Consider the following 15,265-nt stretch of genomic DNA (forward strand, 5'->3'; position numbering starts at 1 on the left):
TCCATCGACACCAGCGCCAAAAGTGGAAGAGCCAGTGACACCAGCGCCGAAAGAAGAGAAGCCAGTAACTCCAGAACCGAAAACTGAAGAAGAAAAGTTATTAGAGGAAACTAAACAGGATAGCATAAGAGAAAATATTGATGCAGTTGTTAATATTAAACTAGCGGAAATTGAAAAGATTGAAAATCCAGATGAAAAAGAAAAATTAAAAGAAAAATTATATGAGTTAAGAAAGAATGCAGTAGATGACATTAAAAATGCTAAAGATGAAGAAGAGGCATTAATACTTACAGAAAAACATCAAAATATAATTAATTCTCTTGAAATATCTGGTGAAAAATATACAAAACCAAATTTTGATAAAGATAATTTATCAAATGGACGTAATGATGGAACTACGATTGAAGGTGGTAGTACAGCAATAGGACATGGTTCAGGAGAAGCACCTTCAGGAGCAATGCAACCAGCCTCAGCAGAAGGGACAGATAACTCATCAGCACCAACAGCACAACCACAACCAGAAACAACATCATCAGGGACTTCAAGTTTTAGAAATGCTCCATCAGTTCAAGCAAGAGCAAGAAGAGTAGCACGTTCAACATCAGAACCAGATGGAACTGTAAATATTAGCTATAACTTCGCTGGAATGCCAGATATTCATGGTTTCCTATCTGACCCAGGAGAAGATAACACTGTTACAATTCCTGCTGGAACGAGTGAAGCACAGGCAAAAGAATTAGTAAAAGAAAAAATTCAAGCCAAGATAAAAGACCTAGCTGCTAGAGGGTATTATGTGAAAAATGACATTATTTTTGAACAAGATACTACTGTGAAAAATTATAACTACGTTGTCACATTCACTAAGGAGGCTACAGGAACTTCAGGTTTTAGAATGGCTCCAGCAGTTCAACCACGCGCTAGCAGAAATCGTAGAAGTCTAGAACAGCCAGCTCCTCAAAAGGTCAAAGTAAATGTATTTTATAACTTTGATAAAATGAAAGATATTGCAGGTTTTCTGGGAGATATCAATGGAACTCCTCTTGAAATCGCGGAAGGTTCAACAGATGATCAAGTAAAAGCAGCAGTCAAGAACCAAGTTGATGCCAAGAAAGAGGAATTACGTAAACGTGGTTATACTGTTAAAGAAGACTATCTCTCTAAAAATAATGGAAAAGATTATAACTACGTTGTCACATTCACTAAGGAGGCTACAGGAACTTCAGGTTTCAGAATGGCTCCAGCAGTTCAACCGCGCGCTAGCAGAAATCGTAGAAGTCTAGAACATCCAGCTCCTCAAAAGGTCAAAGTAAATGTATTTTATAACTTTGATAAAATGAAAGATATTGCAGGTTTCCTAGGAGATATCAATGGAACTTCTCTTGAAATCGCGGAAGGTTTATCAACTGAACAGGTGAAAGCAGCAGTCAAGAGCCAAGTTGATGCTAAGAAAGAAGAGTTGAGCAAACGCGGCTATACTTTCAAAGAGGACTATGTCTATCAAGCTAATGGGAAAGATTATAACTACGTTGTAACATTTTCAAAAGCAACCAAATAACTTTCATTTCCATAGGGAGTGAAATGTGAGCAGAGAGAGCGATAGGCTCTCTTTGTTTTATCTAGAAGCAAGTTTCTTAAAGACAAAAGGCCAATAAGAGATTATAATAAATAGAGTAGGTATTTATTATAAGAAAAATAAAAAAAAGAGAGCAGTTAAAGTATGAAAATTTTAATTGTAGAAGATGAAGAGATGATCCGTGAGGGGGTCAGTGATTATTTGACGGAGTGTGGTTATGAAACCATTGAGGCAGCAGATGGGCAAGAAGCCTTGGAAAAATTTTCCAGTTATGAAGTAGCCTTGGTTTTACTGGATATCCAGATGCCCAAGCTCAATGGTCTGGAAGTCCTAGCTGAGATTCGCAAAACCAGCCAGGTTCCTGTCTTGATGTTGACCGCTTTTCAGGATGAAGAATACAAGATGAGTGCCTTTGCCTCTCTGGCAGATGGCTATCTGGAAAAACCCTTCTCCCTCTCCCTCTTAAAAGTGAGGGTAGACGCAATTTTCAAGCGATACTACGATACAGGACGAATCTTCTCTTATAAGGATGCCAAGGTGGATTTTGAGAGCTACAGTGCAAGCCTAGCAGGTCAAGAAGTGGCTATCAATGCTAAAGAGTTGGAAATTCTTGATTATTTAGTGAAAAATGAAGGACGAGCCTTGACTCGTTCTCAGATTATCGATGCGGTCTGGAAAGCGACAGATGAGGTTCCCTTTGACCGTGTCATTGATGTTTATATCAAGGAACTACGGAAAAAGCTAGACTTGGACTGCATCCTCACTGTGCGCAATGTTGGTTATAAATTGGAGCGAAAATGAAACGAACAGGTTTGTTTACAAAGATATTTATCTATACCTTCTCGATTTTTAGTGTTCTGGTTATTTGCCTCCATTTGGCCATTTATTTTCTTTTTCCTTCGACTTATCTGAGTCATCGTCAGGAAACCATTGGTCAAAAAGCGACAGCCATTGCCCAGTCCCTAGAAGGGAAAGATAGGCAGAGCATTGAGCAAGTCTTAGACTTGTATTCCCAGACTAGTGATATCAAGGGGGTCGTCAAGGGCGAGATGACCGAGGACAAGTTAGAAGTCAAGGACAACCTTCCTCTGGATACGGAACGTCAGACTACCTCTCTCTTTATTGAGGAGCGGGAGGTGACAACGCAGGACGGTGGTACCATGATTCTCCAGTTTCTAGCTTCCATGGATTTGCAAAAGGAAGCAGAGCAAATCAGTCTCCAGTTTCTTCCCTATACCTTACTGGCCTCCTTTCTAATTTCCCTCTTGGTGGCCTACATCTACGCTCGGACCATTGTTGCCCCCATTTTGGAAATCAAGCGGGTGACTCGTAGAATGATGGAACTGGATTCCCAAGTGCGATTGCGCGTGGATTCTAGGGATGAGATTGGTGATCTCAAGGAACAAATCAATAGCCTCTACCAGCATCTTTTGACTGTCATTGCGGACTTGCATGACAAGAATGAAGCCATTCTTCAGCTGGAAAAGATGAAGGTTGAGTTCCTACGTGGTGCCTCTCATGAATTGAAAACACCTCTGGCCAGTTTGAAAATCCTGATCGAAAACATGAAAGAAAATGTCGGGCGTTATAAGGATAGAGACCACTATCTGGGAGTTGCCTTAGGAATTGTGGATGAGCTCAATCACCACGTTCTCCAGATACTTTCTCTCTCGTCTGTACAGGAATTACGAGATGATAGGGAACAAATTGACTTACACCAGATGACGCAAAGTCTGGTTAAGGATTATGCTTTACTAGCCAAGGATAGAGAGCTCCAGATAGACAATAGTTTGACTCATCAGCAGGCCTATCTAAACCCATCTGTCATGAAATTAATTCTTTCTAACCTCATCAGCAATGCCATCAAGCACTCTGCTCCAGGTGGCTTAGTTCGCATTGGAGAAAGAGAAGGAGAATTCTTTATAGAAAATAGCTGTAGCCCAGAAGAACAAGAAAAACTAGCCCAATCTTTTTCTGATAATGCTAGTCGCAAGGCCAAGGGTTCTGGGATGGGGCTCTTTGTGGTCAAGAGTCTATTAGAACATGAAAAATTAGCTTATCGTTTTGAGATGAAGGAGAATCGTTTGACCTTCTTCATAGCTTTTCCAAAAGTCGCCCAAGACTAGGGAGAGAAAGGGGTTACATAGATGAAGCTAGAAGAAATTCAATCGAAACTGCGGGAAAAACTAGATTTTTTTGTCAAAAAGTGATAAAATGAACAATGTAAATGGGATGACCCATAAAAATATACAGGAGGCCTGATAAAATGGCAATCGTTTCAGCAGAAAAATTTGTCCAAGCAGCTCGTGACAACGGTTATGCAGTTGGTGGATTTAACACAAACAACCTTGAGTGGACTCAAGCTATCTTGCGCGCAGCAGAAGCTAAAAAAGCTCCAGTTTTGATCCAAACTTCAATGGGTGCTGCTAAATACATGGGTGGTTACAAAGTTGCTCGCAACTTGATCGCTAACCTTGTTGAATCAATGGGTATCACTGTACCAGTAGCTATCCACCTTGACCACGGTCACTACGAAGATGCACTTGAGTGTATCGAAGTTGGTTACACTTCAATCATGTTTGACGGTTCACACCTTCCAGTTGAAGAAAACCTTAAATTGGCTAAAGAAGTTGTTGAAAAAGCACACGCTAAAGGTATCTCAGTAGAAGCTGAAGTTGGTACTATCGGTGGTGAAGAAGACGGAATCATCGGTAAAGGTGAATTGGCTCCAATCGAAGACGCTAAAGCAATGGTTGAAACTGGTATCGACTTCTTGGCAGCTGGTATCGGTAACATCCACGGTCCTTACCCAGCTAACTGGGAAGGTCTTGACCTTGACCACTTGCAAAAATTGACAGAAGCTCTTCCAGGCTTCCCAATCGTATTGCACGGTGGATCAGGTATTCCTGATGAGCAAATCCAAGCAGCTATCAAACTTGGTGTTGCCAAAGTTAACGTTAACACTGAATGCCAAATCGCATTCGCTAACGCAACTCGTAAATTTGCTCGTGACTACGAAGCAAACGAAGCAGAATACGACAAGAAAAAACTCTTCGACCCACGTAAATTCTTGGCTGACGGTGTAAAAGCTATCCAAGCATCAGTTGAAGAACGTATCGACGTATTCGGTTCAGAAGGTAAAGCATAATCTAGCTGAATAATACAGATGAAACCTACCCAATGGGTGGGTTTTTTGGCGTTTTAAGGAGACTATTAAACCAGAATTTTGGACTAATACTCTTCGAAAATCTCTTCAAACCACGTCAGCTTTATCTACAACCTCAAAGCAGTGCTTTGAGCAACCTGCGACTAGTTTCCTAGTTTGCTCTTTGATTTTCATTGAGTATAAAAATACCACTTTAAGAGAAAAATTTTCAATTTTACAAATTTTAAGCAAACGCTTGCATTCTAGTTTTTATTGGACTATAATAGGTTGGTATAAAGCCTTCTGTAATAATAAAATGCAGAAGGTGTAGAAAGTAAGGATTTAGAATATTTGTAGTAAAAAATACAATGTTGCTATTCCTTACCATAGGGAGATAGATATGGCAATGATAGAAGTGGAACATCTTCAGAAAAATTTTGTGAAGACTGTTAAGGAACCGGGCTTGAAGGGGGCTTTACGTTCCTTTATTCATCCTGAAAAGCAGACCTTTGAAGCGGTCAAGGATTTGACTTTTGAAGTTCCAAAAGGGCAGATTTTAGGATTTATCGGGGCTAATGGTGCTGGAAAGTCGACAACCATCAAAATGCTGACAGGGATTTTGAAACCGACATCTGGTTTTTGTCGGATTAATGGCAAGATTCCCCAGGACAATCGCCAAGATTATGTCAAATATATTGGGGTTGTTTTTGGACAACGAACTCAACTATGGTGGGATTTGGCCCTGCAAGAAACCTACACGGTCTTGAAGGAGATTTACGATGTGCCAGACTCGCTCTTTCATAAGCGCATGGATTTTTTGAATGAAGTCTTGGATTTGAAGGAATTTATCAAGGATCCCGTGAGAACTCTTTCGCTGGGACAACGGATGCGGGCGGATATTGCAGCTTCCTTGCTTCACAATCCTAAAGTTCTCTTTTTAGATGAACCGACCATTGGTTTGGACGTTTCGGTCAAGGACAATATTCGTCGGGCTATCACCCAAATCAATCAAGAGGAAGAAACAACCATTCTCTTGACCACTCATGACCTGAGCGATATTGAGCAACTCTGTGATCGGATCTTTATGATTGATAAGGGGAAGGAGATTTTTGATGGAACGGTTAGCCAACTCAAGGAAACTTTTGGCAAGATGAAGACTCTTTCCTTTGAACTACTACCAGGTCAAAGTCATCTCGTTTCTCACTATGAAGGCCTACCTGATATGATTATTGATAGACAAGGAAACAGTCTCAATATTGAATTCGATAGTTCACGCTACCAGTCAGCTGACATTATCAAGCAAACCCTGTCTGATTTTGAAATCCGAGATTTGAAAATGGTGGATACAGATATCGAGGATATTATCCGTCGCTTCTATCGAAAGGAGCTCTAAGATGGTCAAATTGTGGAGACGTTATAAACCCTTTATCAATGCAGGTGTTCAGGAATTGATCACCTATCGAGTCAACTTTATTCTCTATCGGATTGGCGATGTCATGGGAGCTTTTGTGGCCTTTTATCTCTGGAAGGCTGTCTTTGATTCCTCACAAGAGTCCTTGATTCAGGGCTTTAGTATGGCAGATATCACCCTCTACATCATCATGAGTTTTGTAACCAATCTTCTGACTAGATCCGATTCTTCCTTTATGATTGGGGAGGAGGTCAAGGATGGTTCTATCATCATGCGTTTGTTGCGACCAGTGCATTTTGCGGCCTCTTATCTCTTTACTGAGCTTGGGTCCAAGTGGTTGATTTTTATCTCTGTTGGCCTTCCATTTTTAAGTGTCATTGTTTTGATGAAAATCTTATCTGGGCAAGGGATTGTAGAAGTGCTGGGATTAACTGTCCTTTATCTTTTTAGCTTAACGCTGGCCTATCTGATTAACTTTTTCTTTAATATCTGCTTTGGATTTTCTGCCTTTGTGTTTAAAAATCTTTGGGGTTCTAATCTACTCAAGACTTCCTTAGTGGCCTTTATGTCTGGAAGTTTGATTCCCTTGGCTTTCTTTCCAAAGGTGGTTTCAGATATTCTTTCTTTCTTGCCTTTTTCATCTTTGATTTATACTCCGGTCATGATTATTGTTGGGAAATACGATGCCAGTCAGATTCTTCAGGCGCTCGCTTTGCAGTTCTTCTGGCTCTTAGTGATGGTGGGCTTGTCTCAGTTGATTTGGAAACGAGTCCAGTCATTTATCACCATTCAAGGAGGTTAGTATGAAAAAATATCAACGCATGCATCTGATTTTTATCAGACAATACATCAAGCAAATCATGGAGTACAAGGTCGATTTTGTGGTTGGTGTCTTGGGAGTCTTTCTGACTCAAGGCTTGAACCTCTTGTTTCTCAATGTCATCTTTCAACATATTCCATCCCTAGAAGGCTGGTCCTTCCAAGAGATTGCCTTTATCTATGGTTTTTCATTGATTCCCAAGGGCTTGGACCATCTCTTTTTTGACAATCTTTGGGCTCTAGGACAGCGTTTGGTGCGAAAAGGGGAGTTTGACAAGTATCTGACACGTCCTATCAATTCTCTCTTTCATATTCTAGTTGAGACCTTTCAGATTGATGCCTTGGGAGAACTCTTGGTCGGTGGTATCCTACTGGGAACAACAGTGACTAGCATTGCTTGGACTCTTCCAAAATTCCTGCTTTTCCTAGTCTGTATTCCTTTTGCGACCTTGATTTATACTTCTTTAAAAATTGCGACAGCTAGTATCGCTTTTTGGACCAAACAGTCAGGCGCCATGATTTACATTTTCTATATGTTTAATGATTTTGCCAAGTATCCCATTTCCATTTACAATTCATTTCTTCGTTGGTTGATTAGCTTTATCGTACCTTTTGCCTTTACGGCCTACTATCCTGCTAGCTATTTCTTGCAGGACAAGGATGTAATCTTTAACGTCGGAGGTTTGATGTTGATTTCCCTTGTCTTTTTTGGTATTTCCCTTAAACTCTGGGACAGGGGCTTGGATTCTTATGAAAGTGCTGGATCCTAAGATGAAGAAAACTCAAAGCCTTGTCTCAGGACAGGCTTTTTCTAATAGAGATGAAAATTCCTTGATATCTATTCTCAGAGTGATATACTGTAAGTGTAATAGCCGATTTAGCTCATACTCTTCGAAAATCTCTTCAAACCACGTCAACGTCGCCTTGCCGTAGGTATATGTTACTGACTTCGTCAGTTCTATCTGCAACCTCAAAACAGTGTTTTGAGCTGACTTCGTCAGTCTTATCTACAACCTCAAAACAGTGTTTTGAGCAGCCTGTGGCTAGTTTCCTAGTTTGCTTTTTGATTTTCATTGAGTATCAGTTGGCAGAGCAAGGCACTCGTAAAGCCTAGGTTATAGGTAGATAAACGACTGAGGATTTGAAAAAATAGATATGTAGAAGATAACCGTTAAGTCTTATTCTTAGCGGTTATTTATATTCTTTAATGGTGTTGATATTGCACCAATGGTTTCTGTCTTTGTTATTTTGGTAGTGGTTTAATTTGATTGCTACTATTTTTGATGGTGTGAATGTCCTGATAATGTGTCCCCGTTAAGTACGAAATTTTTTATTATTTTTAACATAGGTTAAAAATAAAATTAACAACCCTTAATTTTCCTTGACTTAAATTTTTTTAATTGATATACTATTTTTCAGAGAGTTAACAATTATATATAAATGTACTACTCTATTTCCTAGATAATACTTAGTAAAACTTTTTATAACAAAGGCTAGCAAAGTTAAAGTTTTCTATCTATTGGAAGTTAAATAAATATGTAAGGAATTAAAATGAAAAAAAGTACAGTATTGTCATTAACCACAGCTGCAGTTATTTTAGCAGCCTATGTCCCTAATGAGGTAGTTTTAGCAGATGCAACTAGTTCTGAAGATTCTTTAAAAATATCTGATAAAGAAACAGTAGTAGGTAAACAAAACGAAAACAAAGAAAAACTTGAAGATATTCATAATGCTATAGAAACTTCAAAGGATACTGAAGAGAAGAAAACAACAGTTATTGAGGAAAAAGAAGTTGTTAGTAAGGAATCTGTGATAGACAATAACTCTAACAACGAAAAAGCAACAAGCAAAAAAGAAGATTCCAATCAATCCCAAGGAGATAAAGCGGACTCGTCTGCAAGTAAAGACCCAGCAAGTCCCAAAAAAGAGGATAAACTTGTCTATATTGCTGAATTTAAAGATAAAGAATTTGGAGAAAAAGCAATCAAGGAATTATCCAATCTTAAGGATACAAAAGTTTTATATACTTATGATACAGTTTTTAATGGTGTTGCAATAGAAACAACTCCAGATAATCTGGACAAAATTAAACTAATAGAAGGTATCTCATCGGTTGAACGATCACAAAAAGTCCAGCCAATGATGAATCATGCTAGAAAGGAAATTGGAGTTGAAGAGGCAATTGATTACCTAAAGTCTATCAATGCTCCATTTGGTAAAAATTTTGATGGCCGGGGTATGGTCATTTCAAATATCGATACCGGGACAGATTATAGGCATAAGGCCATGAGGATTGATGATGATGCTAAAGGCTCAATGAGATTCAAAAAAGAAGACTTAAAAGGTACTGATAAAAATTTCTGGTTGAGTGATAAAATCCCTCATGCTTTCAATTATTATAATGGTGGTAAAATTACTGTAGAAAAAGCTGATGATGGGAGCGATTATTTTGATCCACATGGGATGCATATTGCAGGGATTCTTGCGGGAAATGATACTGAAAAAGATATTAAAAACTTTAACGGAATAGATGGAATTGCTCCTAATGCACAGATATTCTCTTATAAAATGTACTCTGACGCAGGATCTGGCTTCGCAGGAGATGAAACAATGTTTCATGCTATTGAAGATTCGATCAAACACAATGTCGATGTTGTTTCGGTATCATCTGGTTTTACAGGAACAGGTCTTGTAGGTGAGAAATATTGGGAAGCTATTAGAGCGCTAAGAAAAGCAGGCATTCCAATGGTTGTAGCTACGGGTAACTATGCGACTTCTGCTTCAAGTTCTTCATGGGATTTAGTAGCCAATAATAATCTGAAAATGACCGACACTGGAAATGTAACGCGAACTGCAGCACATGAAGATGCGATAGCGGTCGCATCTGCTAAAAATCAAACAGTTGAGTTTGATAAAGTTAACATAGGTGGAGAAAGTTTTAAATACAGAAATATAGGTGCCTTTTTCGATAAGAATAAAATCACAACAAATGAAGACGGTTCAAAAGCTCCTAGTAAATTAAACTTTGTATATATAGGCAAAGGTCAAGACAAAGATTTGATAGGATTGGATCTTAAGGGCAAAATTGCAGTAATGGATAGAATTTATACCAAGGATTTAAAAGATGCTTTTAAACGAGCTACGGATAAGGGCGCACGTGGCATTATGGTTGTAAATACTGTCAATTACTACAATAGAGATAATTGGACAGAGCTTCCAGCCATGGGATATGAAGAGGACGAAGGGACTAAAAGTCAAGTATTTTCAATTTCAGGAGATGATGGTGTAAAGCTATGGAACATGATTAATCCTGATAAAAAAACTGAAGTTAAAAGAAATAATAAGGAAAATTTCAAAGATAAATTGGAGCAATATTATCCAATTGATATGGCAAGCTATAATTCTAATAAACCGAATGTAGGTGACGAAAAAGAGATTGACTTTAAGTTTGCACCTGACACAGACAAAGAATTGTATAAAGAAGATATTATAGTCCCAGCAGGATCCACATCTTGGGGACCGAGAACAGATTTGCTTTTAAAACCTGATGTCTCAGCACCAGGTAAAAATATTAAATCCACTCTCAATGTCATTAATGGGAAATCAACTTATGGCTATATGTCAGGAACTAGTATGGCAACTCCAATCGTAGCAGCTTCTACTGTTTTGATTAGGCCAAAGTTAAAGGAAATGCTTGAAAGACCTGTGTTGAAAAATCTTGAGGGAGATGACAAAATAGACCTTACAAGTCTTACAAAAATTGCCCTACAAAATACTGCACGGCCTATGATGGATGCGACTTCTTGGAAAGAAAAAAGTCAATACTTTGCATCACCTAGACAACAGGGAGCAGGGCTAATTAATGTTGCTAATGCTTTGAGAAATGAAGTCGTAGCTACTTTCAAAAACACGGATTCTAAAGGTTTGGTAAACTCTTATGGTTCTATTTCTCTTAAAGAAATAAAAGGAGATAAAAAATACTTTACAATTAAGCTTCACAATACATCAAACAGACCTTTAACCTTTAAAGTTTCAGCATCAGCGATAACTACAGATTCTCTAACTGATAGACTAAAACTGGATGAAACATACAAAGATGAAAAATCTCCAGATGGTAAGCAAATTGTTCCAGAAATCCATCCAGAAAAAATCAAAGGAGCAAATATCACATTTGAGCATGACACTTTCACTATAAGCCCAAATTCTAGCTTTGATTTGAATGCGGTTATAAACGTTGGAGAGGCTAAAAATAAAAATAAATTTGTAGAATCATTTATTCATTTTGAGTCAGTGGAAGAAATGGAAGCTCTAAACTCTAACGGGAAGAAAACAAATTTCCAACCTTCTTTATCGATGCCTCTAATGGGATTTGCTGGGGATTGGAATAAGGAACCAATCCTTGATAAATGGGCCTGGGAAGAGGGTTCAAAATCAAAAACAATGGAAGGTTATGATGATGATGGTAAACCAAAAATTCCAGGAACCTTAAATAAGGGAATTGGTGGAGAGCATGGTATAGATAAATTTAATCCAGCAGGAGTTATACAAAATAGAAAAGATAAAAATACAACATCCCTAGATCAAAATCCAGAATTATTTGCTTTCAATAACGAAGGGATCAACGCACCATCATCAAGTGGTTCTAATATTGCTAAAATTTATCCTTTAGATTCAAATGGAAATCCTCAAGATGCTCAACTTGAGAGAGGATTAACACCTTCTCCACTTGTATTAAGAAGTGCAGAAGAAGGAATGATTTCAATAGTAAATACAAATAAAGAGGGAGAAAATCAAAGAGACTTAAAAGTCATTTCGAGAGAACACTTTATTAAAGGAATTTTAAACTCTAAGAGAAATGATGCAAAGGGAATCAAATCTTCTAAACTAAAAGTTTGGGGTGACTTGAAGTGGGATGGACTCATTTATAACCCTAGAGGTAGAGAAGAAAATGCACCAGAGAGTAAGGATAACCAAGATCCTGCTACTAAGATAAGAGGTCAATTTGAACCGATTGCGGAAGGTCAATATTTCTATAAATTTAAATATAGATTAACTAAAGATTACCCATGGCAGGTTTCCTATATTCCAGTAAAAATTGATAACACAGCCCCTAAGATTGTTTCGGTTGATTTTTCAAATCCTGAAAAAATTAAGCTGATCACAAAGGATACTTATCACAAGGTAAAAGATCAATACAAGAATGAAACCCTATTTGCGAGAGATCAAAAAGAACATCCTGAAAAATTTGATGAGATTGCAAACGAAGTTTGGTATGCTGGCGCCGCTCTTGTTAATGAAGACGGAGAGGTTGAGAAAAATCTTGAAGTAACTTATGCAGGTGAGGGTCAAGGAAGAAATAGGAAACTTGACAAAGACGGAAATACCATTTATGAAATTAATGGTGCGGGAGATTTAAGAGGAAAAATCATTGAAGTCATTGCATTAGATGGTTCTAGCAATTTCACAAAGATTCATAGAATTAAATTTGCTGATCATGCTGATGAAAAGGGGATGATTTCCTATTATCTAGTAGATCCTGATCAAGATTCATCTAAATACCAAAAGCTTGGCGAGATTTCCGAATCTAAATTTAAAAATTTAGAAAATAGAAAAGAGGATAGTCTTAAAAAAGATACAATTGAGGTAGAACATCATCAAGGAAATGAAGAGTCTATCGAAGAAAGATCTAGTTTTACTATTCATAAAACGATTTCAACAATTAGAGAGTTTGAAAGTAAAGACTTGAAGAAACTCATTAAAAAGAAATTTAGAGAAGTTGATGACTTTACAAGTGAAACTGGTAAGAGAACAGAGGAATACGATTATAAATACGATGATAAGGGAAATATCATTGCTTATGACGATGGTAGTGCCTTAGAATATGAAACTGAAAAACTTGACGAAATAAAATCAAAAATTTATGGTGTTTTAAGCCCGTCTAAAGATGGACACTTTGAAATTCTTGGAAAGGTCAGTAATGTTTCTAAAAATGCCAAGGTATATTATGGAAATAACTATAAATCTATAGAAATTAAAACGACCAAGTATGATTCCCACTCAAAAACGATGACATTTGATTTATACGCTAATATTAATGATATTGTGGATGGATTAGCTTTTGCAGGAGATATGAGATTCTTTGTTAAAGATGATGATCAGATAAAAGCTGAAACGAAGATTAGAATGCCTGAAAAAAATAAGGAAACTAAAGTAGAATATCCCTATGCATCAAGTTATGGGAATGTAATAGAATTAGGAGAAGGTGATCTTTCAAAAAACAAACCAAACAATTTAACGGACATGGAATCTGGTAAAATCTATTCTGATTCAGAAAAACAACAATATCTATTAAAGGATAATATCATTCTGAGAAAAGGCTATGCACTAAAAGTGACTACCTATAATCCTGGAAAAACGGATATGTTAGAAGGAAATGGAGTCTATAGCAATGAAGATATAGCAAAAATACAAAAGGCCAATCCTAATCTAAGAGCCTTATCAGAAAAAATAATTTATACTGATAGTAGAAATGTTGAAGATGGAAGAAGTACTCAATCCGTATTAATGTCGGCTTTGGACGGCTTTAACATTGTAAGGTATCAAGTGTTTAGATTTAAAATGAACGCTAAAGGGGAGGCAATCGATAAAGATGGAAATCTTGTAACAGATCCTTCTAAACTGGTATTATTTGGTAAAGATGATAAAGAGTACACTGGAGAGGATAAGTCCAATGTAGAAGCTATAAAAGAAGATGGCTCTACGTTATTTATTGATGCAAAACCAGTAAACCTTTCAATGGACAAGAACTACTTTAATCCATCTAAATCTAATAAAATTTATGTACGAAATCCAGAATTTTATTTAAGAGGTAAGATTTCTGATAAGGGTGGTTTTAACTGGGAGTTGAGAGTTAATGAATCTGTTGTAGATAATTATTTAATCTACGGAGATTTACACATTGATAACACTAGAGATTTTAACGTTAAGCTTAATGTTAAAGACGGTGACATCATGGACTGGGGAATGAAAGACTATAAAGCAAACGGATTCCCAGATAAGGTAACAGATATGGATGGAAATGTTTATCTTAAAACTGGCTATAGCGATTTGAATGCGAAAGCGGTTGGAGTACACTATCAATTTTTATATGATAATGTTAAACCAGAAGTAAAGATTGATCCTAAGGGAAATACTAGTATTGAATATGCTGACGGAAAATCTGTAGTCTTTAACATCAATGATAAAAGAAATAATGGATTCGATGGTGAGATTCAAGACAAACATATTTATGTAAATGGAAAAGAATATAAATCATTTGATGATATTAAACAACTAACAGATAAGACACTAAACATTAAGATTCTTGTAAAAGATTTTGCAAGAAATACAACCGTAAAAGAATTCATTTTAAACAAAGATACGGGAGAGGTGAGCGAACTAAAACCTCAGATGGTAACTGTGACCATTCAAAATGGAAAAGAAATGAGTTCTAAGATAGTGTCGGAAGAAGATTTCATTTTACCTGTCTATAAGGGTGAATTAGAAAAAGGCTATCAATTTGATGGCTGGGAAATTTCTGGTGTCGAAGGGAAAAAAGATGCAGGTTATGTTATTAATGTGTCAAAAGATACCCTTATAAAACCTCTATTCAAGAAAATAGAGGAGAAAAAGGAGGAGGAAAATAAACCTACTTTTGATGAATCGAAAAAGAAAGATAACAAACAGGTAAGCCATAGCCAATTAAATCAAAGTCATAGAAAAGAGGACTTACAAAGAGCAAATCATTCACAAAAATCTGATTCGACTAAAGATGTCAAAACTACAGTTCCTGTACAAGTAAATTATAGTCAATTAGATGAAAGTCAAAGATCTGATTCAATTGAGGATGTTAAAGCTCCAGTTCCTGATAAAAATGATAAAAACTTTGAAAATAAGAAGGAAGTTTATCTTAATGAACCAGAGAACATAGATAATAAACATACCAATATTGATAGTAAATCAACTACTAACAATGATAGGTTGCCAAAAACCGGAACAGTTAGCGAAGTCTTCACGTCATTAGTTGCCGGAATAATGTTTACCGTAGGTGCATTTCTTGGATTGAAGAAAAAAGATCAAGATTAAGATTAAGACAAAAGGTATAGACGAAAAAATGGCTTATGTATTGAGATAGTGTGATGATGAAACAGTTTTGTGAAAATAGCCATTTATAACTCAATTATTTAGTTTACTTTACTATTGATACTCTTTTTGGATTTATTAATGGACTTAGTTTCGATAACTAATAAATTGATTTAAAGGGTTAGTATTGACAAAT

7 protein-coding genes and 1 pseudogene are annotated in these 15,265 nt (G+C 36.9%); all 8 read left to right on the forward strand.

Features of this window, described 5'->3' with window-relative positions; translation table 11 throughout:
- Positions 1-1,555 (forward strand): annotated as a pseudogene (locus tag O3601_RS08925) (hypothetical protein); the annotation flags it as partial.
- A gap of 162 nt (positions 1,556-1,717) precedes the next feature.
- Entirely contained in the window at positions 1,718-2,374 is a 657-nt protein-coding gene (gene vncR, locus O3601_RS08930) for a response regulator transcription factor VncR (RefSeq protein ID WP_371472617.1), read from the forward strand.
- A complete protein-coding gene (gene vncS / locus O3601_RS08935; RefSeq protein ID WP_371472620.1) occupies positions 2,371-3,699 on the forward strand; it encodes a sensor histidine kinase VncS in 1,329 nt (442 codons plus the stop codon). Before vncR ends, vncS begins: the two co-directional genes overlap by 4 nt.
- Before the next feature lie 140 nt (positions 3,700-3,839).
- Positions 3,840-4,721, forward strand: a complete 882-nt coding sequence (locus tag O3601_RS08940) for a class II fructose-bisphosphate aldolase (RefSeq protein ID WP_001019001.1) — start codon at positions 3,840-3,842, stop codon at positions 4,719-4,721.
- Between the two features lie 397 nt (positions 4,722-5,118).
- The gene (locus tag O3601_RS08945; protein ID WP_371472622.1) at positions 5,119-6,111 is read left to right on the forward strand and encodes an ATP-binding cassette domain-containing protein; all 993 of its coding nucleotides are present in this window, start codon (positions 5,119-5,121) and stop codon (positions 6,109-6,111) included.
- 1 nt (position 6,112) lies between these two features.
- A complete protein-coding gene (locus tag O3601_RS08950) occupies positions 6,113-6,931 on the forward strand; it encodes an ABC-2 family transporter protein (protein WP_261127627.1) in 819 nt (272 codons plus the stop codon).
- Position 6,932: 1 nt separating this feature from the next.
- Entirely contained in the window at positions 6,933-7,718 is a 786-nt protein-coding gene (locus O3601_RS08955) for an ABC transporter permease (RefSeq protein ID WP_371472624.1), read from the forward strand.
- Positions 7,719-8,499: 781 nt separating this feature from the next.
- A complete protein-coding gene (locus O3601_RS08960) occupies positions 8,500-15,072 on the forward strand; it encodes a S8 family serine peptidase (protein ID WP_371472626.1) in 6,573 nt (2,190 codons plus the stop codon).
- Positions 15,073-15,265: the final 193 nt, after the last annotated feature.

The organism is Streptococcus sp. 20925_1_69, assembly GCF_041432365.1.
Classification (GTDB): Bacteria; Bacillota; Bacilli; order Lactobacillales; family Streptococcaceae; genus Streptococcus.